We start from the raw sequence: 23586 nt of genomic DNA, 5'->3' as shown, positions 1-23586 counted from the left end.
TCATGGCAATCAAGGTGTTACTGGTGGAAGACGACCGTGCGTTGCGCGAGGCCCTGGCCGATACGCTGCTGCTCGCCGGGCATGACTACCAGGCTGTGGGCTCGGCCGAAGAGGCGTTGCAGGCGGTGGCGGGCGAGGCATTCAACCTGGTGGTCAGCGACGTCAACATGCCAGGCATGGACGGCCATCAGTTGCTCGCCCTTTTGCGCGCCCGCCAGCCCCAGTTGCCGGTGTTGCTGATGACCGCCCACGGCGCCGTAGAGCGGGCGGTAGACGCCATGCGCCAAGGCGCGGCGGATTACCTGGTCAAGCCATTCGAGCCCAAGGCTCTGCTGGACCTGGTGGCGCGCCATGCCCTCGGCAACCTGGGCGCCAGCGACGGCGAAGGCCCGGTGGCCTTCGAGCCGGCCAGCGCGCAGTTGCTGGAACTGGCCGCCCGGGTGGCGAAAAGTGATTCCACGGTGCTGATTTCCGGCGAGTCCGGTACCGGCAAAGAAGTTTTGGCGCGCTATATCCACCAGCATTCCCACCGTGCCACCCAGCCGTTCATTGCCATTAACTGCGCGGCGATCCCCGACAACATGCTGGAGGCCACCCTGTTCGGCCACGAGAAGGGCTCGTTCACGGGCGCCATCGCCGCCCAGGCCGGCAAGTTCGAGCAGGCCGATGGCGGCACCCTTTTGCTCGACGAGATTTCCGAGATGCCCCTGGGCCTGCAAGCCAAGCTGCTGCGGGTGTTGCAGGAGCGTGAGGTGGAGCGGGTCGGCGCCCGCAAGCCCATCAGCCTCGATATCCGTGTGGTGGCCACCACCAACCGTGACTTGGCCGGTGAAGTGGCGGCGGGGCGCTTTCGTGAAGACCTCTACTACCGCCTCTCGGTGTTTCCCCTGGCCTGGCGCCCGTTGCGCGAGCGCACCGCCGATATTCTGCCGCTGGCCGAGCGTTTGCTGGCCAAACACGTCAATAAAATGAAGCACGCTGCCGCCCGATTGTCGCCTCAGGCCCAGGCTTGCCTGATGGCCTACCCATGGCCAGGCAACGTGCGCGAGTTGGATAACGCCATTCAGCGAGCGCTGATTTTGCAACAGGGCGGCTTGATCCAGCCCCAGGACTTCTGCCTGGCCGGGCCGGTGGCCTGTGCACCATTGCCAGCCTTGGGTGCGCCGACAGTACCGCCCGATTGCGCCGAACCCAGCACCGCCCTGGGCGATGACCTGCGCCGCCGTGAGTTCCAGATGATTATCGACACCCTGCGCGCCGAGCGCGGGCGGCGCAAGGAAGCGGCTGAGCGCCTGGGCATCAGCCCGCGCACCTTGCGCTACAAACTGGCGCAAATGCGCGATGCCGGCATGGATGTCGAGGCTTATTTGTTCGCCACATGATGGCTCATTGACATCGGTCAAGTCGGCTTTTGTTTTTTGCTGCCCCGTAGCTGGCACCCTTGTTGCTAACACCACCTTAGCTGCTGTGAGAGTGTCAAAAAATTGCGTGTTGTCGGAGAGAGTGGACCATGAGCCAAGGTATTGAATTCAATCGGTTGATGCTGGATATGCGGGCCATGCAAATGGACGCCATGTCGCAATCGAAAACCGTCGCCGCCGTGCCGCAAATGGCCGGCAACAGCTTTTCCGAAATGCTCGGTTCGGCCATCAACAAGGTCAACGATACCCAGCAGGCGTCGAGCCAGTTGTCCACCGCCTTCGAAATCGGCAAGAGCGGCGTTGACCTGACCGACGTGATGATCGCCAAGGAAAAGGCCGGGGTTTCGTTCCAGGCACTGACCCAGGTGCGCAACAAACTGGTCCAGGCGTACCAAGACATCTCGCAGATGCCGGTCTAAGGAAGATATTGAGTCATGGCTGATGCAGTCGCCGATAACGTTCCGGCCAAGGTAGCCCCGCCCGAGGGCAAGCCGCCGCTGTTTGGTTTGTCCTTCCTGGAAAACCTCTCCGAGATGACCATGTTGCGTCAGGTCGGCCTCATGGTCGGCCTGGCCGCGAGCGTGGCGATTGGCTTTGCCGTGGTGCTGTGGTCGCAGCAGCCGGACTATCGGCCGCTGTACGGCAGCCTGGCGGGGATGGATGCCAAGCAGGTCATGGACACCCTGGCCACCGCCGACATCGCCTACACCGTGGAGCCCAACTCCGGGGCGCTGCTGGTCAAGGCCGATGACCTGCCGCGCGCGCGCCTCAAGCTGGCGGCAGCGGGGGTGACCAATGGCGACGGCAATATCGGTTTCGAGATCCTCGACAAGGACCAGGGCCTGGGCACCAGCCAGTTCATGGAGGCGACCCGTTACCGTCGCGGCCTGGAAGGCGAACTGGCGCGCACCATCTCCAGCCTCAACAACGTCAAGGGCGCCCGTGTGCACCTGGCGATCCCGAAAAGCTCGGTGTTCGTGCGCGACGAACGCAAGCCCAGCGCGTCGGTGCTGGTAGAGCTGTATTCGGGCCGCTCCCTGGAGCCGGGCCAGGTGCTGGCCATCGTCAACCTGGTGGCCACCAGTGTTCCCGAGCTGAGCAAATCCCAGATCACTGTGGTCGACCAGAAAGGCAACCTGCTCTCCGATCAGGCGGAAAACTCCGAACTGACCATGGCCGGCAAGCAATTCGACTACAGCCGCCGCATGGAAGGCATGCTCACCCAGCGCGTGCACAACATCCTGCAACCGGTGCTGGGCAACGACCGCTACAAGGCTGAAGTCTCGGCTGACGTCGATTTCAGCGCGGTGGAGTCCACCTCCGAACAGTTCAACCCGGACCAGCCTGCGCTGCGCAGCGAGCAGTCGGTCAACGAACAGCGCACCGCCAGCAATGGCCCGCAAGGGGTGCCCGGCGCGCTGAGCAACCAGCCGCCAGCCCCGGCCTCGGCGCCGCAGACCACCGGCGGTGCAACCGCCGCGGCCGGCATGGTACAACCCGGCCAGCCGCTGCTGGATGCCAACGGCCAGCAGATCATGGACCCGGCCACCGGCCAGCCGATGCTCGCCCCGTACCCGGCGGACAAGCGCCAGCAATCGACCAAGAACTTCGAGCTCGACCGCTCCATCAGCCACACCAAGCAGCAGCAAGGGCGCCTCAACCGCCTGTCGGTGTCGGTGGTGGTGGACGACCAGGTCAAGATCAACCCGGCCAATGGCGAAACCACCCGCGCACCGTGGAGCGCCGATGAACTGGGCCGCTTCACGCGCCTGGTGCAGGACGCCGTGGGCTTCGATGCCAGCCGTGGCGACAGCGTGAGCGTCATCAACATGCCGTTCTCCGTCGAACGTGGCGAAGTGATCGCCGAAATTCCGTTCTACTCCCAGCCCTGGTTCTGGGACGTGGTCAAGCAAGTGCTGGGTGTGCTGTTCATCCTGGTGCTGGTGTTCGGCGTGCTGCGCCCGGTGCTCAACAACATCACCGGCCACGGCAAGAACCGCCAGTTGGCCGGCCTGGGCAGCGACATGGAACTGGGCGGCATGGGCGGCCTCGATGGCGAACTGGCCAACGACCGCGTCAGCCTCGGCGGGCCGACCAGCATCCTGTTGCCGAGCCCGAGCGAGGGCTATGACGCCCAATTGAACGCAATCAAGAGCCTGGTGGCTGAAGACCCGGGCCGCGTGGCCCAGGTCGTGAAAGAGTGGATTAACGCAGATGAGTGATAACCGAGCCGCCATCGCCAAGCTCACCCGTGTGGACAAGGCTGCGATCCTGCTGCTGTCTTTGGGTGAAACCGACGCCGCACAAGTGCTGCGCCACATGGGCCCCAAGGAAGTGCAACGGGTCGGCGTGGCCATGGCCCAGATGGGCAACGTGCACCGCGAGCAAGTCGAGCAGGTGATGAGCGAATTCGTCGATATCGTCGGCGATCAGACCAGCCTGGGCGTGGGTTCTGACGGCTACATCCGCAAGATGCTCACCCAGGCCCTGGGCGAGGACAAGGCCAACGGCCTGATCGACCGCATCCTGCTGGGTGGCAACACCAGCGGCCTGGACAGCCTCAAGTGGATGGAGCCGCGCGCCGTGGCGGACGTGATCCGCTACGAGCACCCGCAGATCCAGGCCATCGTGGTTGCCTACCTGGACCCGGACCAGGCCGGCGAAGTGCTCGGCCACTTCGACCATAAGGTGCGTTTGGACATCATCTTGCGGGTATCGTCGCTGAACACCGTACAACCGGCGGCGCTCAAAGAGCTCAACCAGATTCTCGAGAAGCAGTTCTCGGGCAACTCCAACGCCTCGCGCACCACCCTGGGCGGCATCAAGCGTGCGGCCGACATCATGAACTTCCTCGACAGCTCCATCGAAGGCCAGCTCATGGACTCGATCCGCGAAGTCGACGAAGACCTCTCCGGCCAGATCGAAGACCTCATGTTTGTGTTCAACAACCTGTCCGATGTCGACGACCGTGGCATCCAGGCCCTGTTGCGCGAAGTCTCCTCCGATGTGCTGGTGCTGGCCCTCAAGGGCTCGGACGAAGGCGTCAAGGAAAAGATCTTCAAGAACATGTCCAAACGTGCTTCCGAGCTGCTGCGCGACGACCTCGAGGCCAAGGGCCCGGTGCGCGTCAGCGACGTGGAAACGGCGCAGAAAGAAATCCTCACCATTGCCCGCCGTATGGCCGAAGCCGGAGAAATCGTTCTCGGCGGGAAGGGCGGCGAAGAAATGATCTAAGGCTCGATCAATGTCCAGCAATGATGAGCACTCCGACCTGATCCGTGCCCGTGACGTCAGCGGCCTTGACGTCTGGGCGCTGCCCAGCTTCGACCCGCACAAGCCCGAGCCGGAACCTGAGCCCGAGCCTGAAGAAGTGCCGGTGGAAATGGAGGAAGTGCCGCTGGAGGAAGTCCAGCCCATTACCCTCGAAGAACTCGAAAGCATCCGCCAGGAGGCCTACAACGAAGGCTTCGCCACGGGGGAGAAGGAAGGTTTCCACAGCACCACGCTCAAAGTGCGCCAGGAGGCCGAACAGGCCCTCAACGCCAAGCTGTCGAGCCTGGAGCGGCTGATGGCCAGCCTGTTCGCGCCGATTGCCGAGCAGGACACCCAGATCGAAAAAGCCATGGTCAACCTGGTGGAGCACATCAGCCGCCAGGTGATCCAGCGCGAATTGAGCCTGGATTCGAGCCACGTCGAAATGGTCATCCGCGAAGCCCTCAAGCTGTTGCCCCTGGATGCGCAGAACGTGCGGCTGTTCATCAACCCGCAGGATTTCGACCAGGTCAAAGCCCTGCGCGAGCGCCATGAAGAGCAGTGGCGCATCGTCGAAGACGCCAGCCTGCTGCCCGGCGGCCTGCGGGTGGAGACCGCCCACAGCCGCATCGACGCCACGGTAGAAACCCGCCTCAAGCAGGCGCTGGACAAGCTCTTCGACCAATTGCACGAACAGGTCCTGCACCCGGCCGCGGCCGATATCAGCCTCGACCTGGCGGCCGTGGAGCGCGAGGCGCGGGCCGCCAAGCCCCAGGCCCCGGCCGAAACCCAAGCCCAGATCGAAGAAACCGCCGAGATTGGCCCGGACGCCGACGATGCGCCTTGATCGCACCAGTTTCGCCAAGCGCCTGGGCAGCTATGCCCCGGCCATTGAACTGGCGGGGCAACCGATCCTCGAAGGGCGCCTGCTGCGCATGGTCGGCCTGACCCTGGAAGCCGAAGGCCTGCGCGCCGCCATGGGCAGCCGCTGCGTGGTCATTAACGACGACAGCTATCACCCGGTGCAGGTCGAGGCGGAAGTCATGGGCTTCTCCGGCAGCAAGGTGTTCCTGATGCCGGTGGGCAGCGTCGCCGGCATCGCGCCGGGCGCGCGGGTGGTGCCTCTGGCCGACACCGGGCGCCTGCCCATGGGCATGAGCATGCTCGGCCGGGTACTCGACGGCGCCGGCCGTGCGCTGGACGGCAAGGGCGGGATGAAGGCCGAAGACTGGGTGCCCATGGACGGGCCCGCCATCAACCCCCTCAAGCGCAACCCCATCAGCCAGCCGCTGGACGTGGGCATTCGCTGCATCAACGGTTTATTGACGGTGGGCCGTGGCCAGCGCCTGGGCCTGTTCGCCGGTACGGGCGTGGGCAAGAGTGTGCTGCTGGGCATGATGACCCGCTTCACCGAGGCCGACATTATCGTCGTTGGCCTGATCGGCGAGCGGGGCCGGGAGGTCAAGGAGTTCATCGAGCACATCCTCGGTGAAGAAGGCCTCAAGCGTTCGGTGGTGGTGGCCTCGCCCGCCGACGATGCGCCGCTGATGCGCTTGCGCGCAGCCATGTACTGCACGCGCATCGCCGAATATTTTCGCGACAAGGGCAAGAACGTCCTGTTGCTGATGGACTCGCTCACCCGTTTCGCCCAGGCCCAGCGGGAAATCGCCCTGGCCATTGGCGAGCCGCCCGCAACCAAGGGCTACCCGCCCTCGGTGTTCGCCAAACTGCCGAAACTGGTGGAGCGTGCCGGTAACGCCGAGGCCGGTGGCGGCTCGATCACCGCGTTCTACACCGTGCTGTCCGAGGGCGATGACCAGCAAGACCCCATCGCGGACTCGGCGCGGGGTGTGCTCGACGGCCACATCGTGCTGTCCCGGCGCCTGGCCGAAGAGGGCCATTACCCGGCCATCGATATCGAAGCGTCCATCAGCCGGGTCATGCCCTCGGTGGTCACCCCCGAACACATGAAGCGCGCCCAGCAGTTCAAGCAGTTGTGGTCGCGCTTCCAGCAGAGCCGCGACCTGATTAGCGTGGGCGCCTATGTGGCCGGTGGCGACCGGGAAACCGACATGGCCATCGCCCTGCAACCGGCGATGGTCACCTACCTGCGCCAAGGGTTGAACGACAACATCAGCCTGGCCGAGAGCCAAAGCCACCTGGCGTCGGTGTTCGCCCCGGCCCCCGGCGGCTAACCGGCCATGGCCCAAAGCCGTGCAACGCGCCTGGCCCCCGTGGTCGATATGGCCGAAAGCGCCGAGCGCAGTGCTGCCCAGCGCCTGGGGCATTTCCAGGGCCAGGTGCAATTGGCGCAAAGCAAGCTCGGCGACCTGGAACGCTTTCGCGCCGAATACCAGCAGCAGTGGATCGAGCGCGGCAGCCACGGGGTGTCTGGGCAGTGGCTGATGAATTACCAGCACTTCCTCAACCAACTGGAAACCGCCGTCGGCCAGCAGCGCCAGAGCCTGGCCTGGCACGAAAACAACCTCAACAAGGCCCGTGAAGCTTGGCAACAGGCCTACGCTCGGGTCGAGGGCCTGCGCAAACTGGTGCAGCGCTACGTTGACGAGGCGCGGGCGCTGGAAGACAAGCGCGAGCAAAAGCTGTTGGATGAACTGTCCCAGCGCCTGCCGCGCCACGACGTCTATTGAGGATTTATTTGGCCATTGGCCAGTGTCTGCGGTTGCCCGTATCTCTACAGGCTGCTACACCTTGTACAGGTTGCCAATGACAAGGACGTATTCATCATGTCGGTTGTTACTGAAGTTTCCCCGGATGGGCAAAAACTGACGATATCGATCAAAGGACGGTTCGATTTCGGCAGGCACCAGGAATTTCGCGAGGCCTATGAACGGCTCAACCGAATACCTGAGTCTTTTGTGGTGGACTTGAAAGAAGCCACCTACCTCGACAGCTCTGCCTTGGGCATGCTGCTCTTGCTGCGCGACCACGCCGGCGGCGACGATGCCGACGTGCGGGTTATCAACAGCAGCTCGGACGTGCGCAAGATCCTGGCGATTTCCAATTTCGACAAGCTGTTCGACATCAGTTGAGCGGCCTCGCACCGACGAGCGAAGGCCTGACGATCCTGATTGCCGAAGACAGCGCCGCCGACCGCATGCTCCTGTCGAACATCGTGCGCCGCCAGGGCCACGCCGTGCTCGCCGCCCGCGATGGCGCCGAGGCGGTGGCGCTGTTTAGCCAGCAGCGCCCGCACCTGGTGTTGATGGACGCGATGATGCCGGTGATGGACGGCTTCGAGGCTGCGCGCCAAATCAAGGCGCTGGCCGGCGAGGCACTGGTGCCGATCATCTTCCTCACCTCCCTGAGCGAGAGCCACGCCTTGGCGCGGTGCCTGGAGGCGGGCGGCGATGACTTCCTGGCCAAGCCCTACAACCCGGTGATCCTCGCCGCCAAGATCAAGGCCATGGACCGCTTGCGTCGCCTGCAGGCCACGGTGCTGCAACAGCGCGACCAGATCGCCAGCCACCACGACTACCTGCTCAACGAGCAGCGGGTGGCCAAGGCTGTGTTCGACAAAGTCGCCCATTCCGGCTGCCTGAGCGCTGCCAATATCCGCTACCTGCAATCGCCCTATGCCTTGTTCAATGGCGATTTGCTGCTCGCCGCCTTCACACCCGCCGGGGACATGCACGTGTTGCTGGGGGATTTCACTGGCCATGGCTTGCCCGCCGCCGTGGGCGCCATGCCGTTGGCGGAGGTGTTCTATGGCATGACGGCCAAGGGCTATGGCCTGGCCGAGACGCTGCGGGAGATGAACGCCAAGCTCAAACGCATCCTGCCGGTGGACATGTTCTGCTGCGCCACGCTGTTGTGCCTCAGCGCCCAGCGCTGCTCGGTGGAGGTGTGGAACGGCGGCATGCCCGACGGCTACCTGCATTGCGCGGTAACCGGGGTGCGCACGCCGCTGCTGTCCGAGCACCTGCCCCTGGGGGTATTGGGCGCCGAGGCGTTCGATGACCGCACCCACGTTTGGCCGATGGCGCCGGGGGATCGGGTGTTCCTGCTCTCGGACGGGGTGATCGACACCTGCGACGCCCACGAGCAACTGTTCGGCGCCGAGCGTTTGCAGCAGGTATTCGCCGCCAACCGCCAGCCCGAGCACCTGTTCGAGGAAATCGAAGTGGCGCTGCAACGCTTCGGCGGCCGCGCCCGGGATGACGTGAGCATGGTCGAGGTCACCCAGGGCCAGGCTCAGGAGTGGGTCGCGCCGACCATGGTCTACTCCGACAGCGGCCAGCTGTGCCCGCTGGACTGGTCGGTGAGTTTTGAATTCCGCGCCGCCACCCTCAAACGCTTCAACCCCTTGCCCTACTTGCTGCAACTGCTGTTGGAGGTGCACGGCCTGCGGGCCCAGAGCGCGGCACTCTACAGCGTGCTGGCCGAGCTTTACTCCAACGCCCTAGAACACGGCGTGCTGGGCCTGGACTCAGCCATCAAGCGCGATGCCCGGGGGTTTGCCAGCTATTACCAAGCGCGCGCGGAGCGCCTCGGCGCCTTGGTCGAAGGCTATGTGCGCGTGCATCTGCAGGTGGCGCCGCAAGAGGAGGGCGGCAGCCTGGTGATCCGGGTCGAGGACAGTGGCCTGGGGTTTGATGTGGGGCACGTCATGGCCGCGCCGACGGAGGTGGGGCGCTTGTCCGGGCGCGGTGTGAATCTGATACGCCAACTGAGCCGCAACGCCAGTTGGTCGGACAACGGGCGCTGTGCCCGCGTGGAGTTTTCCTGGGCGGCTCAGGCATAATCCGCCCATTCTTGAGCAGGGAGCGAACAAGTGGCTGAGATTCATCTGGACCGCGACGTATTGAGTGCGCTGCAGGAGGTGATGGAAGGGGAGTTCGGTGCGCTGCTCGAGACCTTCATCAGCGACTCGCACCAGCGTTTGCAGCAACTGCACAAAGCCAGTGACCGCCGGCAACTGGCCGCTACCGCCCACAGCTTCAAGGGCAGTAGCAGCAATATGGGCGCGGTGCACCTGGCGGCCCTGTGCCATCGCCTGGAACAGAGCGCGGCCGACCTGGCGCCGCAGGACGTCGACGCACTGGTGGCGCAGATCGACCGTGAATTTGCCATCGTGAGCCAGTTGTATCGGCAAGAGGCCGATGCGTTTCGCGGTTGAACAGCACCGCTGCGGACAAAAACAGCGCGAACCGGGCAACCTGGCCCGCGCCTTGCAATGCAGTTCTCCACCTGTACCTACGAGCCCAGTGCAGTGGAGAACCTGTTATGCCCCTGACCCCCAATTCCCTTTTGCAGAGCGCCCCGGCAGCCAAGGCTCAGTCGGCCAGCGCCAATTCCCTGACGGCGGCGGCAAAGCCCGAGGACAGCGGGTCGAGCTTCTCCAGCGTGTACGCCAAGGAGGCTGTGAACACACCGGCGCCGGTGAGTGAAGGGGCACACAAGGGTGGGCGCGAAACCGTCACCCATAAGCACGACAAGCCATCCAAGCAGGATGCTGGCGCCGATAAGGCGGCCACCCCTGAACTGACGGTTGCCGATAGCGGCAATACCTTGCCTGTCGAGCCGGTGGCCCCAGACAACACCGATGCCGATGCCGACAGCGCCGAACAGGCACCTGTGGTGATGACCCCGCCCGCCGACCCGGCACTGGACCCCGCGCTTGATCCGGCCTTGATGCAAGCGGTGCTGCCGGTTGCCCCGGCACCTGTGCCGGCGCCCTCGGCCAGCGCTGCGGCCACTGAGGCGCAGGCGCGGATCGAGGCGCCGTTGGCGGCGGCCGTGGCGGCCCAGTCCACCGTTGCCGAGACTGAATTTGACCCCGAAGCCGACCCGTTGGATGCCTTGCCCGTTGTGCGCCTGGCCATGGAGCAAAGCGGCCATGTCTCGGCTTCCAGCCAAGGCCCGGCCAAGGCGGCGCCTGAACAGGCGCCACTGACCCCGGCGCAGAACTTCGCCAACGGCATGGCCTCGATGCTCGACCAGCAGGCGGCCACCGACAGTTCCGGGCAGGGCGGCGAAAAAACTTTCACGGCTTTGCTCGATGATGGCCTTAAGGACCTCAAGGGCGCTGCCAGTGACACCCGCGTCGACGATTTCGCCAGCCGTTTGGCCAACCTGACCCAGGCCACCACCGCCAAGACCGCCAACGCGGTGCCGGTCAACCAGCCGCTGGCCATGCACCAGAGTGGCTGGACCGAAGAAGTGGTCAATCGGGTGATGTACCTGTCCAGCGTCAACCTCAAGTCTGCCGACATCCAGTTGGAGCCGGCCGAACTGGGGCGCCTGGATATCCGCGTGAATATGGCCACCGACCAGCCGACGCAGGTTAGCTTCATGAGCGGCCACGCTGGCGTGCGCGAAGCCTTGGAAGGCCAGATGTTCCGCCTGCGGGAGATGTTTACCCAGCAGGGCATGGGCCAGGTGGACGTCAACGTCTCGGACCAGAACCGCGGCCAGGAACAGGCCCATCAAGGCCAGAACCACACCAGTCCCAGCGGCGCCCGCCGTGATGCTGGCGTGGAAGATGACCTGAGCATCGCCGCCGAAGCGGCGCCCGCCAGCGGCCTGAGCCAGGTGATCGGCTCCAGCGCGGTGGATTACTACGCCTGATGCCTGGGCCGCCCCGGGCAGGCCGCCATCGCAAGCGAGCTCGCTCCCACTCAAGCCGGACCTTGTGGGAGCGAGCCTGCTCGCGATAGCGCGGCATCAGCCGCCGATTTGACTGTGAGCCTGCTTGCACAGCCGTTCTCAAATTCCCTGACAACTCTGGCATAACACTTGCTCTTGCCTTGCCGTGCGACTGTGAAAACCCGAAAAGCGACGGATTATTGGCATGGCGAATAGCGAAGCAGTGAAAGAACCCGCCGGGAAAGGCAAGCTCAAGCTGATCCTGGTGATTGTGGCGGCAGTGCTGCTGGCCATCGGCCTGTCCGTGGGGGCGACCTGGTATTTCATGCACAGCGCCAAAAGCACCCCCGAGGTGGCGCCCGAGGCGGCGAGCAACCTTAAGCCGGTGGCGATCTACGAGCCCATGGCCCCGGCCTTTGTCGCCAATTTCAACCAGAACGGCCGCCAACGCTATATGCAGGTGAGCATCACCCTGCTGGCGCGCAACCAGGCTGACCTGGATGCCCTGAAAGTGCATATGCCGGTGATCCGCAACAACCTGGTCATGCTGTTTTCCGCGCAAAGCTTCGACGCCCTGGCCACCCCGGTCGGCCAGGAAATGCTGCGCCAGAAGGCAACCGCCAGCGTGCAGGAAGTGGCGCAGAAAGAAGTGGGCAAAGTGGTGGTCGAGCAGTTGCTCTTTACTAACTTCGTACTGCAGTAGGAACACGACATGGCCGTGCAAGACCTGCTGTCCCAGGATGAGATCGATGCGCTGCTGCATGGCGTCGATGACGGTCTGGTACAGACCGATAACGCCGCTGAGCCCGGCAGCGTCAAAAGCTACGACCTGACCAGCCAGGATCGCATCGTGCGCGGGCGCATGCCGACCCTGGAGATGATTAACGAACGCTTTGCCCGCTATACCCGCATCAGCATGTTCAACATGCTGCGCCGTTCGGCGGACGTGGCGGTGGGCGGCGTGCAGGTGATGAAGTTCGGCGAGTACGTGCATTCGCTGTACGTGCCCACCAGCCTCAACCTGGTGAAGATCAAGCCGCTGCGCGGCACCGCGCTGTTCATCCTCGACGCCAAGTTGGTGTTCAAGTTGGTGGACAACTTCTTCGGCGGCGATGGCCGCCACGCCAAGATCGAGGGCCGTGAATTCACGCCCACCGAACTGCGGGTGGTGCGCATGGTGCTGGAACAGGCCTTCACCGACTTGAAGGAGGCCTGGCAGGCGATCATGGAAGTCAACTTCGAGTACATCAACTCGGAAGTGAACCCGGCCATGGCCAACATCGTCGGCCCCAGCGAGGCGGTGGTGGTTTCGACCTTCCATATCGAACTCGATGGCGGTGGCGGCGACCTGCACGTGACCATGCCGTACTCGATGATCGAGCCGGTGCGCGAGATGCTCGACGCGGGCTTCCAGTCCGACCTGGACGACCAGGACGAGCGCTGGGTCAAGGCCCTGCGCGAGGACGTGCTGGACGTGGACGTGCCCCTGAGCGCCACCGTGGCCCGTCGCCAGTTGCGCCTGCGCGACATCCTGCACATGCAGCCGGGGGATGTGATCCCGGTGGAGTTGCCGGACGAAATGGTCATGCGCGCCAACGGCGTACCGGCGTTCAAGGTCAAGCTCGGTTCCCACAAGGGCAACCTGGCGCTGCAAGTGATTGAACCCATCGAGCGCCGCTAGGCGGCCCCGATACGAATTAGCGTTGTTAATTGATTGACTGCCCGCCGAGGACAACTGATGGCTGACGAACACGACATGATTAGCGCCGAAGACCAGGCCCTGGCCGATGAATGGGCTGCGGCACTGGGCGAATCCGGCGATGCCGGGCAGGACGATATCGACGCCTTGCTGGCGGCGGACGCGGGCACGGCGCCCAGCTCCAACCGCTTGCCGATGGAAGAATTCGGCAGCGTGCCTAAAAGCCATGAGCCGGTGAGCCTGGAAGGCCCGAACCTGGATGTGATCCTGGATATTCCGGTGTCGATCTCCATGGAAGTGGGCAGCACCGATATCAACATCCGCAACCTGTTGCAGCTCAACCAGGGCTCGGTGATCGAACTCGATCGCCTGGCAGGCGAGCCGCTGGACGTGCTGGTCAACGGCACGCTGATCGCCCACGGCGAAGTGGTGGTGGTCAACGAAAAGTTCGGCATCCGCCTGACTGACGTGATTAGCCCCAGCGAACGCATCAAGAAGCTGCGCTAAGTGAAACGGCTCCTGGGCGTTCTTCTGGCGCTGCCGTTCAGCGTGCTGGCGGCCGAGCCTGTGGCGGCGGTGGCCAAGCCGGTGGCCAGCAGTGGTGTGGCCGGGCAATTGACGCAATTGGTGCTGGGCCTGCTGCTGGTGCTGGGGTTGATTTTCTTCCTCGCCTGGCTGCTGCGCCGGGTGCAGCAGGCCGGGCCGGCAGGCAAGGGCCAGGTGATCGAGTTGATCGGTTCCCGCGCCCTGGGCCCGCGCGATCGTCTGGTGCTGGTGCAAGTGGGCAACGAGCAGATCCTGCTGGGCCTGACCCCGGGCACCATCACGGCGCTGCATGTGCTCAAGGAGCCGGTGCAGGTGCCCAGCAGCGAGCCGGCCACCCCGGAGTTCGCCCAGCGGTTGATGGAAATTCTAGGCAAGGATAAGAAGTGATGGTTGCGTTGCGCGTGATGCTGGCGCTGGCCCTGATGCTGGCCACGCCTCTGGTGTGGGCGGCCGACCCGCTGTCGATCCCGGCGATTACCCTGGGCACCGGGGCCGATGGCCAGCAAGAGTATTCGGTCAGCCTGCAAATCCTGCTGATAATGACGGCGCTGAGCTTTATCCCGGCGTTCGTCATGCTGATGACCAGTTTCACCCGGATCATCATCGTCTTTTCCATCCTGCGTCAGGCCCTGGGCCTGCAGCAGACGCCGTCGAACCAGATCCTCACCGGCATGGCGCTGTTTCTGACCATGTTCATCATGGCCCCGGTGTTCGACCGGGTGAACCAGGACGCCCTGCAACCGTATCTGGCGGAAAAACTCAGCGCCCAGGACGCCGTGGCCAAGGCCCAGGTGCCCCTCAAGGATTTCATGCTGGCCCAGACCCGCAGCAGCGACCTGGAGCTGTTCGTGCGCCTGTCCAAGCGCACGGACATCGCCACGCCGGATCAGGCGCCGCTGACTATCCTGGTGCCGGCCTTTGTCACCTCGGAGCTGAAAACCGCGTTCCAGATCGGCTTCATGATCTTCATTCCGTTTCTCATCATCGACCTGGTGGTGGCCAGTGTGCTGATGGCCATGGGCATGATGATGCTGTCGCCGCTGATTATTTCCTTGCCGTTCAAGATCATGCTGTTCGTCCTGGTGGATGGCTGGGCGCTGATAATTGGCACCCTGGCGGGCAGTTTCGGTGGTGTTTAGCTTTTTACTGGCGGGTAGCCTGTCATGACGCCTGAAGTAGCGGTTGACCTGTTTCGCGAAGCGCTGTGGCTGACCACCATGATGGTGGCGGTGCTGGTGGTGCCCAGCCTGTTGGTGGGCCTGTTGGTGGCGATGTTCCAGGCCGCGACCCAGATCAACGAACAAACCCTGAGCTTTCTGCCGCGCCTGCTGGTGATGCTGGTGACGCTGATCGTCGCCGGCCCCTGGCTGGTGCAGTCCTTTATGGAATACATCCTGCAGTTGTACGGCAGTATTCCGCAGTTGATTGGCTAGGCCATGTCTTTGCTGGCGCTGACGGACGCGCAAATCGGCACCTGGGTGGCGACCTTCATGCTGCCGTTGTTCCGTATCGCCGCCGTGTTGATGACCATGCCCATCATCGGCACCACCTTGGTGTCGACGCGCATCCGCCTGTATTTCGCCCTGGCCATTACCGTGGTCGTGGTACCGGGGCTGCCGCCCATGCCCGAGGTCAATGCCCTGGATCTCAGTGCGCTGCTGCTGGTGGCCGAGCAGGTCATCATCGGCGCCTTGCTGGGCTTTTCGTTGCAGTTGTTTTTCCAGGCATTCGTGGTGGCCGGGCAAATCGTCGCGATCCAGATGGGCATGGGCTTCGCCTCCATGGTTGACCCCACCAACGGTGTGTCGGTGGCGGTGATCGGGCAGTTCCTGACCATGCTGGTGACCCTGCTGTTTCTGGCCATGAACGGCCACTTGGTGGTGTTCGAGGTGCTGACCGAGAGCTTCACCACGCTGCCGGTGGGCGGTGGCATCCTCGTCAACAGTTTCTGGGAAGTGGCCGGCAAGCTCGGCTGGGTGCTGGGCGCGGCGCTGATGCTGGTACTGCCGGCCATCACCGCGTTGCTGGTGGTTAACGTCGCTTTCGGTGTGATGACCCGTGCCGCGCCGCAACTGAACATCTTCTCCATCGGTTTTCCCCTGACCATGGTGCTGGGCCTGGTGATTTTCTGGTTCGGCCTGGCGGACATTCTCAATCAGTATCAGCCGCTGGCCGTCGAGGCCTTGCAGTTTTTACGCGAACTGGCACGGGCGCGCTAAGCCATGGCAGAGAGTGAAAGCGGTCAGGACAAAACAGAAGACCCCACGGAGAAACGCAAAAAGGACTCCCGGGAAAAGGGCGAGATCGCCCGCTCCAAAGAGCTCAACACCCTGGCCATCATGCTCGCTGGCGCCAGTGCGCTGCTGATCTACGGCGCCGGTCTGGCCCAGGACCTGCTGGAGCTGATGCGCCTGAATTTCTCCCTGCCCCGGGAAGTGCTGATGGACACCGGCGCCATGGCCAGCTACCTGCTGCACTCCGGCAAAATCGCCATCCTCGCCTTGCAGCCGGTGCTGATTACCTTGTTGCTGGCCGCGATCATCGGGCCTATTGCCCTGGGCGGCTGGTTGTTCGCTGCCGGCACCCTGGCGCCGAAATTCAGCCGCATGAACCCGGGGGCGGGGATCAAGCGCATGTTCTCGGCCAAGGCCGTGATCGAGCTACTCAAGGCCCTGGCCAAGTTCTTCATCATCCTGTTCGTGGCGTTGGCGGTGTTGTCTGCCGATATCGACGACCTGGTGCGCATCGCTCACGAACCGCTGGACCAAGCGATTATCCACAGCGCCCAAGTGGTGGGCTGGAGCGCTCTGTGGATGGCTTGCGGCTTGCTGCTGATCGTTGCGGTGGACGTGCCCGTGCAGTTGTGGGAAAGCCACAAGAAGCTGTTGATGACCAAGCAGGAGATTCGCGACGAGCACAAGGACCAGGAAGGGCGCCCGGAGGTCAAGCAGCGGATTCGTCAGGTGCAGTACGAAATGTCCCAGCGCCGGATGATGGCCTCGGTGCCCGACGCCGACGTAATTATCACCAACCCGACCCACTACGCCGTGGCCCTCAAGTACGACCCGGAGAAGGGCGCCGCGCCCATGCTGTTGGCCAAGGGCAGCGACTTCACGGCGTTGAAGATCCGCGAAATAGCCGTGGCCAACGACATCCTCCTGCTGGAGTCGCCGGCCCTGGCGCGCTCGATTTTCTACTCCACCGAGCTTGAGCAGGAAATCCCCGCGGGGCTGTACCTGGCCGTGGCCCAGGTGCTGGCCTATGTCTATCAGATCCGCCAGCACCGGGCGGGCAAGGGCAAGCGCCCCGACCCCCTCAAAGACCTGCCGATACCGCCGGATTTGCGCCGCGATTCCTGATGTATTGCTAGCCAGCCTGGCCCAAGTCGGCCCCTATGGGGGTGGGCTCGGCCGCGATAACGCCCTCAAACCCACCTAAAACGCCCGCCCGCATCCCCCTGTGCAAAAGTTGGAAGGCTTCTTGCAGTAGCCGCCCTGCGCCTGCCTCTGGCGTCAAAAGATTGCTTTAAAAGGAACGGTGAATTTCCGGTGGATCGCTCTAACTTACTCAGCACGGCGCGCAACAACCTGACTGACCTGTCGCGGGGCAATCTGGGCGTGCCGTTGTTGCTGTTGGTCATGCTGGCAATGATGATGTTGCCGATCCCACCGTTCCTGCTGGACGTGTTCTTTACCTTCAACATTGCCCTGTCCATCGTGGTCCTGCTGGTGTGCGTGTACGCCTTGCGCCCACTGGATTTCGCCGTGTTCCCCACCATTTTGCTGGTGGCGACGCTGCTGCGCCTGGCGCTCAACGTGGCGTCCACACGGGTGGTAATGCTCCACGGCCAGGACGGCCACGCCGCTGCGGGCAAGGTGATCCAGGCCTTCGGTGAGGTGGTGATCGGCGGTAACTACGTAGTCGGTATCGTGGTGTTCGCGATTTTGATGATTATCAACTTCGTCGTGGTAACCAAGGGTGCCGGGCGGATTTCCGAGGTCAGCGCCCGCTTTACCCTCGACGCCATGCCCGGCAAACAAATGGCCATCGACGCCGACCTCAACGCCGGCCTGATCGATCAGAACCAAGCCAAGATGCGCCGCACGGAAGTGGCCCAGGAAGCCGAGTTCTACGGCTCCATGGACGGTGCCAGCAAATTCGTGCGCGGCGATGCCATCGCCGGCCTGCTGATTCTGTTCATCAACCTGATCGGCGGCATGGCCGTGGGTATCTTCCAGCACGGCATGACCTTCGGCGATGCGGGCAAGGTGTACGCCTTGCTGACCATCGGTGACGGTTTGGTGGCGCAATTGCCATCACTGCTGTTGTCCACCGCTGCCGCGATCATGGTGACCCGGGCTTCGGGTTCCGAAGACATGGGCAAGCAGATCAACCGGCAGATGTTCGCTTCGCCCAAGGCCCTGGCGGTGTCCGCCGGGCTGATGGCGGTGATGGGCCTGGTGCCGGGCATGCCGCACTTCTCGTTCCTGAGCATGGCAGCGGTGGCCGGTGGCGCCGCGTACCTGTTCTGGAAAAAACAGAACACCGTCAAGGTCCAGGCCCTGGAAGAGGTGCAGCGCCAGCAGGAGCTGCTGCCGTCGCCGGCCCGCGCCCAGGAAACCAAGGAGTTGGGCTGGGACGACGTGACCCCCATCGACATGATCGGCCTGGAAGTGGGCTACCGCTTGATCCCGCTGGTGGATCGCAACCAGGGTGGTCAGTTGCTGGCGCGGATCAAGGGCGTGCGCAAGAAGCTGTCCCAGGACCTGGGCTTTCTCATGCCCACGGTGCATATCCGCGACAACCTCGACCTGGCGCCCAGCGCCTATCGCCTGACCCTGATGGGCGTGATCCTGGCCGAAGCGGAGATCTACCCGGACCGCGAACTGGCAATCAACCCCGGCCAAGTGTTCGGCACCCTCAACGGCATCACCGCCAAAGACCCGGCCTTCGGCCTGGACGCGGTGTGGATCGAAATCAGTCAGCGTTCCCAGGCGCAATCGCTGGGCTACACGGTGGTGGACGCCAGCACAGTGGTGGCGACCCACTTGAACCAGATTCTCTACAAGCACTCCAGCGAACTGCTGGGCCACGAAGAGGTCCAGCAACTGATGCAATTGCTGGCCAAGGGCTCGCCGAAGCTAGCTGAAGAGCTGGTGCCGGGGGTGCTGTCGCTGTCGCAGTTGCTCAAAGTGCTGCAAGCCTTGCTCGCCGAACAGGTGCCGGTACGCGACATTCGTAGCATTGCCGAAGCCATCGCCAATAATGCAGCCAAGAGTCAAGATACTGCCGCTTTGGTTGCCGCGGTGCGCGTCGGATTGTCCCGCGCTATCGTGCAAAGCATTGTAGGCACTGAGTCTGAGCTGCCTGTCATCACCTTGGAACCAAGGTTGGAACAAATATTGCTCAATAGTCTGCAGAAGGCAGGGCAAGGCGCCGATGAAGGCGTTCTGCTGGAGCCAAGCATGGCCGAGAAGCTGCAGCGTTCGTTGATCGACGCCGCTCAGCGCCAGGAAATGCAAGGTCAACCGGTGATTCTGCTGGTAGCCGGCCCCGTTCGCGCGATGCTCTCGCGGTTCGGACGCCTGGCGGTCCCGGGTTTGCACGTGTTGGCGTATCAGGAAATTCCTGACAACAAGCAAGTGACCATCGTTGCGACAGTAGGGCCCAACGGCTGAGGTAGTGGGTTATGCAAGTGAAGCGTTTTTTCGCCGCCGATATGCGTCAGGCCATGAAACTGGTGCGTGATGAGCTGGGCGCGGATGCGGCCATCATCGGCAACCGGCGGATCGCTGGCGGTGTCGAGCTGACGGCTGCCCTGGATTACAAACTGTCGGCCCTGGCCCCGCGCGTGCCGAACATCGAGCTCGAAGACGAACTGCGCAAGACCCAGTCGCGCATCGTGACCGCCCAGGCCGAATTGAGCCTGCGTGGCGACGGCGACCCGAGCACCAATCGCCAGTTGTTCGCCGGCCTGCCGCTGACTGCCGCCGAACCGCTGATCGAACCGACCTTCGTCGAGCCGCCACGCCCGGCGCCGGTGGCCCCGGCCTCGCAGTCGGTGGACCAGCGCGCGTTCGACTCCATGCGCTTTGAACTCAATGGCCTGCGCGAACTGCTGGAAGTGCAGCTCGGCTCCCTGGCCTGGAACCAGTTGCAAGGCAGCCGCCCGCAGCAGGCCAACCTGTGGCGGCGCCTGCAGCGCATCGGCTTGTCCGGGCCGCTGTCGCGTGACTTGCTGGCCCTGATTACCGAATTCGACGAACCTCGCCAGGCCTGGCGCATGCTGTTGGCGCACTTGGCGCGCATGATCGCCACGCCGGAAATCGAACCCCTGGAAGAGGGGGGGGTGATTGCTATGGTCGGCCCCGCCGGCATGGGCAAGACCACCACCCTGGCCAAATTGGCGGCCCGTTACGTGCTCAAGTACGGCGCGCAGAACATCGCCCTGGTGAGCATGGACAGCTACCGCATCGGCGCCCAGGAGCAGCTCAAGACTTTGGGCCGCATCCTCAACGTCTCGGTGACCCATGTCGATCCGGGCCAGTCCCTGGCGCAAGCCCTCGACCCGCTGCTGCGCAAGCGCGTGGTGCTGATCGACACCGCCGGCCTGCAGGCCAGCGACCCGGCCCTGCGCATGCAGTTGGAAAGCCTGGCCGGGCGCGGCATCCGCTCCAAGAACTACCTGGTGCTGGCCACCACCAGCCAGAAGCAAGTGCTGACCGCCGCGTACCACAGTTACAAGCGTTGCGGGCTGGCTGGCTGCATTCTGACTAAGCTGGACGAGACGGCGAGCCTGGGCGAGGTGTTGAGCCTGGCTATCAGCCATGAATTACCGGTGGCCTATCTGACCGATGGGCCGCGTATTCCCGATGACTTGCACTTGCCGCGCCGCCACCAATTGGTCAGCCGTGCCGTAAGTGTGCAAATGCAGGAAGAACCCAGCGAAGAAGCCATGGCTGACATGTTCGCTGACCTTTACCACAGCCCGGCCAAGCAGGTCGGCTGAGGTTTAATGAATAGATTGCAGTGAACCTACATCGATGGCCTGCCACGCATTGTTCCAACGGTGAACGCGCAGCCAGTTATGTGGCCTCCGTCTAAGTAAGACAAGGTATAGAAAGAACATGGGCAGCATGCATCCCGTACAGGTGATCGCGGTGACCGGCGGCAAAGGTGGCGTCGGGAAGACTAACGTGTCAGTGAACTTGTCCCTGGCTCTGGCGGAGCTTGGCCGACGCGTCATGCTGCTGGACGCCGACCTGGGCCTGGCGAACGTCGACGTTCTACTGGGGCTGACCCCCAAACACACCCTGGCCGATGTGATCGAGGGGCGCTGTGAGCTGCGCGACGTGCTGCTCCAGGGCCCCGGCGGGATCCGCATCGTGCCGGCCGCCTCGGGCACCCAGAGCATGGTGCACCTGAGCCCGGCCCAGCATGCCGGCCTGATCCAGGCGTTCAGCGACATCGGCGACAACCTCGACGTGCTGGTGATCGACACGGCCGCCGGGATCGGCGAGTCGGTGGTCAGTTTCGTGCGCGCGGCCCAGGAAGTGCTGCTGGTGGTGTGCGACGAACCCACCTCCATCACCGACGCCTACGCCCTTATCAAACTGCTCAACCGCGACTACGGCATGAACCGCTTCCGCGTACTGGCCAACATGGCCCAGAGCCCGCAGGAAGGGCGCAACCTGTTCGCTAAGTTGACCAAGGTCACTGATCGCTTCCTGGACGTCGCCTTACAATACGTCGGTGCGGTTCCCTACGACGAGTGCGTACGCAAGGCTGTGCAAAAGCAGCGTGCAGTCTACGAAGCGTTCCCTCGTTCCAAGTGCGCACTGGCGTTCAAAGCCATCGCCCAGAAGGTCGATACCTGGCCACTGCCCGCTAACCCGCGCGGGCATCTGGAGTTTTTTGTCGAGCGGCTTGTGCATCAAACGGCGGGACCTGTGCTATGACAGCCAGCGGCTACAACCTTTACAAGAAGTCGGCGCGTGACAGCCAATACGAATTGATCGAGCGCTACGCGCCCTTGGTCAAGCGCATTGCTTACCACCTGCTGGCACGCCTGCCCGCCAGCGTCCAGGTCGAAGACCTGATCCAGGCCGGGATGATCGGTTTGCTTGAAGTCTCGACCAAGTACGACGCCAGCAAGGGCGCCAGCTTCGAGACCTACGCGGGGATTCGTATCCGCGGCGCGATGCTCGATGAGGTGCGTAAAGGCGACTGGGCCCCCCGTTCGGTACACCGCAACACCCGGATGGTCAGTGATGCCATTCGCTCAATTGAAGCTAAAACCGGTCGTGACGCTAAAGATCACGAGGTTGCGGCCGAACTCCAATTGAGCCTCGATGATTATTACGGGATTTTGAACGACACCTTGGGCAGTCGCCTGTTCAGCTTCGACGACCTCTTGCAGGACGGCGAGCATGAAGGGCTGCACGAGGATGGCGCGAGTGCTCATCTGGAGCCGTCGCGCGACCTGGAAGACGAGCGCTTCCAGGCTGCGCTGGCGGACGCGATTGCCAATTTGCCGGAGCGTGAGCGACTGGTCTTGGCGCTGTACTACGACGAAGAGCTGAACCTCAAGGAAATCGGTGAGGTCCTGGGGGTCAGCGAATCGCGGGTCAGCCAGTTACACAGCCAGTGCGCGGCCCGCTTGCGGGGGCGTTTGGGGGAGTGGCGAGCGCGCTGACAGGCAGTGTGGGGGCTCTGCGAACGGGGCCGGTACGGCGTAGCGCCGTACCGGTCTCGGCTCGTTTTGCTCCATGTCGCCGGTGAGTGCCCAGCCTGATTGATGAAATGGCGTGTCCAGGTGCTGGATGCGTTTAAGACTGCTTGGAGGTCGAATTGGACAAGAACATGAAAATCCTCATCGTTGATGACTTCTCAACGATGCGGCGGATCATAAAAAACCTGTTGCGTGACCTTGGGTTCACCAACACGGTCGAGGCAGACGACGGCACTACCGCCATCCCTGTGCTCAACAGCGGCAGCATCGACTTTCTGGTGACGGACTGGAACATGCCTGGCATGACCGGTATCGACTTGCTGCGCCATGTGCGCGCCGACGAAAAACTCAAGCACCTGCCGGTGTTGATGGTCACCGCTGAAGCCAAGCGCGAACAGATCATCGAAGCAGCCCAGGCCGGGGTGAACGGCTATGTAGTCAAACCCTTCACGGCCCAGGCGTTGAAAGAAAAGATTGAAAAAATCTTCGAACGCATCGGTTGATGCGCGAAGCCAGTCCGCCACGGGGGCGCTATGGAGCATAACGAATCATCGCAGGGCGATTTTGAATCGACTCTGAAAAAACATGCCCACGAATTGGTCGAAAGCCTTGAAAAAGGCAAGTTCGGCGACGCGGTGCAACTGATCCATGAGCTCAACCAGACCCGTGACCGCGGCCTGTACCAGGAAGTCGGCAAGCTGACGCGCGAATTGCACAGCGCCATCGTCAACTTCCAGATCGACCCGCACATGCCGCAAGCCGAAGAAGTGTCCCAGATCACGGATGCCACTGAACGCCTGGGTTATGTTGTCAGGCTGACCGAGGCTGCGGCCAATCGCACCATGGACCTGGTGGAAAACAGCACGCCGCTGGTCAACGGCTTGGGCCACGACGCCCAGGCCCTGAGCGCGGACTGGGCACGTTTCATGCGCCGCGAAGTGGGTGCCGAAGAGTTTCGCGATCTGGCGCGCCGGGTCGAGGTTTTTTTGGCCCGCAGCGAGAAAGAAACACGCGTGGTGTCGGGCAACCTCAACGACATTCTGCTGGCCCAGGATTACCAGGACCTCACCGGCCAGGTCATCAAGCGGGTGACACAACTGGTCACGGAAGTCGAAAGCAACTTGCTCAAGCTGGTGCTGATGGCCAGCCAGGTCGACCGGTTTGCGGGCATCGAGCATGACCGCGACGAGATCCTGGCGCAAAAAGATCCACAAAAACACCTGGCGCAGGGTGAAGGTCCGCAGATTCATGCCGATAAACGTGAAGACGTTATGTCCGGTCAGGACGATGTAGACGATTTGCTTTCCAGTCTTGGATTCTAGGAGCAC

Annotated in this window: 25 protein-coding genes; all 25 read left to right on the top strand. The window is 63.1% G+C overall.

Features of this window, described 5'->3' with window-relative positions:
* Positions 1–2: 2 nt before the first annotated feature.
* The 25 genes from CKW13_RS21015 to CKW13_RS20895 all read left to right on the top strand — a co-directional run bounded on the left by CKW13_RS21015 (position 3) and on the right by CKW13_RS20895 (position 23580).
* Positions 3–1382 carry a sigma-54 dependent transcriptional regulator gene (locus CKW13_RS21015; RefSeq protein WP_095110695.1) on the top strand — a complete coding sequence of 460 codons (1380 nt, stop codon included), beginning with the start codon at positions 3–5 and terminating at the stop codon, positions 1380–1382.
* Positions 1383–1510: 128 nt separating this feature from the next.
* Positions 1511–1840, top strand: a complete 330-nt coding sequence (gene fliE, locus CKW13_RS21010; RefSeq protein ID WP_095110694.1) for a flagellar hook-basal body complex protein FliE — start codon at positions 1511–1513, stop codon at positions 1838–1840.
* 15 nt (positions 1841–1855) lie between these two features.
* Positions 1856–3643, top strand: a complete 1788-nt coding sequence (fliF, locus tag CKW13_RS21005; protein WP_095110693.1) for a flagellar basal-body MS-ring/collar protein FliF — start codon at positions 1856–1858, stop codon at positions 3641–3643.
* On the top strand, positions 3636–4655 hold the full coding sequence (gene fliG, locus CKW13_RS21000) for a flagellar motor switch protein FliG (protein WP_095110692.1): 1020 nt from the start codon (positions 3636–3638) through the stop codon (positions 4653–4655). Before fliF ends, fliG begins: the two co-directional genes overlap by 8 nt.
* A gap of 10 nt (positions 4656–4665) precedes the next feature.
* Positions 4666–5520 carry a flagellar assembly protein FliH gene (fliH, locus tag CKW13_RS20995; RefSeq protein WP_095110691.1) on the top strand — a complete coding sequence of 285 codons (855 nt, stop codon included), beginning with the start codon at positions 4666–4668 and terminating at the stop codon, positions 5518–5520.
* Positions 5510–6868, top strand: a complete 1359-nt coding sequence (fliI, locus tag CKW13_RS20990) for a flagellar protein export ATPase FliI (RefSeq protein WP_095110690.1) — start codon at positions 5510–5512, stop codon at positions 6866–6868. The genes fliH and fliI overlap by 11 nt, the downstream gene beginning before the upstream one ends.
* A 6-nt stretch (positions 6869–6874) precedes the next feature.
* Positions 6875–7324, top strand: a complete 450-nt coding sequence (gene fliJ / locus CKW13_RS20985) for a flagellar export protein FliJ (protein ID WP_095110689.1) — start codon at positions 6875–6877, stop codon at positions 7322–7324.
* Positions 7325–7420: 96 nt separating this feature from the next.
* On the top strand, positions 7421–7726 hold the full coding sequence (locus CKW13_RS20980) for an STAS domain-containing protein (RefSeq protein WP_095110688.1): 306 nt from the start codon (positions 7421–7423) through the stop codon (positions 7724–7726).
* Positions 7723–9438: a fused response regulator/phosphatase gene (locus CKW13_RS20975; RefSeq protein WP_095110687.1), complete on the top strand. Its 1716-nt coding sequence runs from the start codon at positions 7723–7725 to the stop codon at positions 9436–9438. Before CKW13_RS20980 ends, CKW13_RS20975 begins: the two co-directional genes overlap by 4 nt.
* A 30-nt stretch (positions 9439–9468) precedes the next feature.
* Positions 9469–9813, top strand: a complete 345-nt coding sequence (locus tag CKW13_RS20970; protein WP_095110686.1) for an Hpt domain-containing protein — start codon at positions 9469–9471, stop codon at positions 9811–9813.
* A 107-nt stretch (positions 9814–9920) separates the two neighbouring features.
* On the top strand, positions 9921–11264 hold the full coding sequence (locus CKW13_RS20965; RefSeq protein WP_095110685.1) for a flagellar hook-length control protein FliK: 1344 nt from the start codon (positions 9921–9923) through the stop codon (positions 11262–11264).
* A gap of 223 nt (positions 11265–11487) precedes the next feature.
* Entirely contained in the window at positions 11488–11985 is a 498-nt protein-coding gene (gene fliL, locus CKW13_RS20960) for a flagellar basal body-associated protein FliL (protein ID WP_095110684.1), read from the top strand.
* Between the two features lie 9 nt (positions 11986–11994).
* Positions 11995–12963, top strand: a complete 969-nt coding sequence (fliM, locus tag CKW13_RS20955) for a flagellar motor switch protein FliM (RefSeq protein WP_095110683.1) — start codon at positions 11995–11997, stop codon at positions 12961–12963.
* A gap of 57 nt (positions 12964–13020) precedes the next feature.
* A complete protein-coding gene (gene fliN, locus CKW13_RS20950; protein WP_095110682.1) occupies positions 13021–13488 on the top strand; it encodes a flagellar motor switch protein FliN in 468 nt (155 codons plus the stop codon).
* Positions 13489–13914: a flagellar biosynthetic protein FliO gene (fliO, locus tag CKW13_RS20945; protein WP_095110681.1), complete on the top strand. Its 426-nt coding sequence runs from the start codon at positions 13489–13491 to the stop codon at positions 13912–13914. It begins immediately after the preceding gene.
* Complete coding sequence (fliP, locus tag CKW13_RS20940) at positions 13914–14666, top strand: flagellar type III secretion system pore protein FliP (RefSeq protein ID WP_095110680.1); 753 nt, start codon at positions 13914–13916, stop codon at positions 14664–14666. The genes fliO and fliP overlap by 1 nt, the downstream gene beginning before the upstream one ends.
* Positions 14667–14690: 24 nt before the next feature.
* Entirely contained in the window at positions 14691–14960 is a 270-nt protein-coding gene (fliQ, locus tag CKW13_RS20935) for a flagellar biosynthesis protein FliQ (RefSeq protein ID WP_095110679.1), read from the top strand.
* Between the two features lie 3 nt (positions 14961–14963).
* Positions 14964–15746: a flagellar biosynthetic protein FliR gene (gene fliR / locus CKW13_RS20930; protein WP_095110678.1), complete on the top strand. Its 783-nt coding sequence runs from the start codon at positions 14964–14966 to the stop codon at positions 15744–15746.
* A 3-nt stretch (positions 15747–15749) separates the two neighbouring features.
* Positions 15750–16886 (top strand): flagellar biosynthesis protein FlhB, encoded by a 1137-nt coding sequence (gene flhB, locus CKW13_RS20925; RefSeq protein WP_095110677.1) that lies wholly within the window; start codon positions 15750–15752, stop codon positions 16884–16886.
* Between the two features lie 189 nt (positions 16887–17075).
* A complete protein-coding gene (gene flhA, locus CKW13_RS20920; RefSeq protein ID WP_095110676.1) occupies positions 17076–19205 on the top strand; it encodes a flagellar biosynthesis protein FlhA in 2130 nt (709 codons plus the stop codon).
* Between the two features lie 11 nt (positions 19206–19216).
* Complete coding sequence (gene flhF / locus CKW13_RS20915; RefSeq protein WP_095110675.1) at positions 19217–20536, top strand: flagellar biosynthesis protein FlhF; 1320 nt, start codon at positions 19217–19219, stop codon at positions 20534–20536.
* 118 nt (positions 20537–20654) lie between these two features.
* Positions 20655–21485 carry a flagellar synthesis regulator FleN gene (gene fleN, locus CKW13_RS20910; RefSeq protein WP_095110674.1) on the top strand — a complete coding sequence of 277 codons (831 nt, stop codon included), beginning with the start codon at positions 20655–20657 and terminating at the stop codon, positions 21483–21485.
* Entirely contained in the window at positions 21482–22222 is a 741-nt protein-coding gene (fliA, locus tag CKW13_RS20905; RefSeq protein ID WP_085716996.1) for an RNA polymerase sigma factor FliA, read from the top strand. Before fleN ends, fliA begins: the two co-directional genes overlap by 4 nt.
* Before the next feature lie 167 nt (positions 22223–22389).
* A complete protein-coding gene (locus CKW13_RS20900) occupies positions 22390–22761 on the top strand; it encodes a chemotaxis response regulator CheY (RefSeq protein WP_003183998.1) in 372 nt (123 codons plus the stop codon).
* 30 nt (positions 22762–22791) lie between these two features.
* Entirely contained in the window at positions 22792–23580 is a 789-nt protein-coding gene (locus CKW13_RS20895) for a protein phosphatase CheZ (RefSeq protein ID WP_095110673.1), read from the top strand.
* Positions 23581–23586: the final 6 nt, after the last annotated feature.

This window comes from Pseudomonas sp. Irchel 3E20 (assembly GCF_900187645.1).
GTDB lineage: Bacteria > Pseudomonadota > Gammaproteobacteria > Pseudomonadales > Pseudomonadaceae > Aquipseudomonas.
Note: the sequence above shows the minus strand (reverse complement) of the source record. Positions and strands in the feature narration are given on the sequence as shown.